The sequence below is a fragment of the Microcoleus sp. AT8-A3 genome (assembly GCF_036705675.1).
In the GTDB taxonomy this organism is placed as follows: domain Bacteria; phylum Cyanobacteriota; class Cyanobacteriia; order Cyanobacteriales; family Microcoleaceae; genus Microcoleus.
The window spans coordinates 191452-192260 of sequence record NZ_JAUBVD010000002.1 but is presented as its reverse complement, the minus strand read 5'-3'; the positions used below and the strand labels follow the sequence as shown (position 1 = coordinate 192260).

1 protein-coding gene is annotated in these 809 nt (G+C 52.8%); it reads left to right on the top strand.

Annotated elements, in window-relative coordinates:
* A partial coding sequence (locus tag QUB51_RS02340; protein ID WP_333298305.1) for an Ig-like domain-containing protein occupies positions 1-809 on the top strand: 809 nt, incomplete at both ends.

Sequence of the window (809 nt, the reverse complement as noted above, 5' to 3'; positions counted from 1 at the left end):
AACCCTGGCTTTGTCGGTAATGATACCTTCACATACAGCGTGAGCGACGGGGCTGCAACAGTCCCCGCTACGGTGAATATCAACGTTACTAACAGTCTGCCGCAGCCACAACCTGATACCTACAGCATCAGTGCCGGAAAAGCCCTCAGCGTAACAGTGCCAGGAGTTTTAGGCAACGACTCCGACGCAGATTTAGACACGCTGACTGCTGCGGTGGCCGCCAACCCGACTCAAGGGTCGATCGCCCTCAACAAAGACGGTTCTTTCACTTATACTCCTAACGCTGGCTTTTCTGGAACAGACACATTTACCTACACAGTCAGCGACGGAATAGTTAGCTCGGAACCGGCTACCGTGACTGTAAACGTCAACAATAACCCGCCTGTAGCCAATTCTGACAGCTATACTACTGCTTTTAATACGAGTCTCAACGTGACTGGTTTGGGAGTCTTAATCAACGATACAGACCCGGAAAACGACCCGCTGACGGCGATTCTGGTGACAAATCCGGCTACAGGGTCGATCGTCCTCAACGCTAACGGTTCTTTCACTTATACTCCGAATGCTGGTTTTGCAGGGCCAGACTCTTTTACCTACAAGGCTAATGACGGGAAAGCTGATTCTGCGATCGTCACGGGAAGCATTATTGTAAATACCCCTCCAACTCCGACTCCCACGGAAACTCCGACTCCCACGGGAACTCCGACTCCCACGGGAACTCCAACTCCCACCGAAACTCCAACCCCAACCGGAACTCCGACTCCCACGGAAACTCCAACCCCAACCGGAACTCCGACTCCCACGGAAAC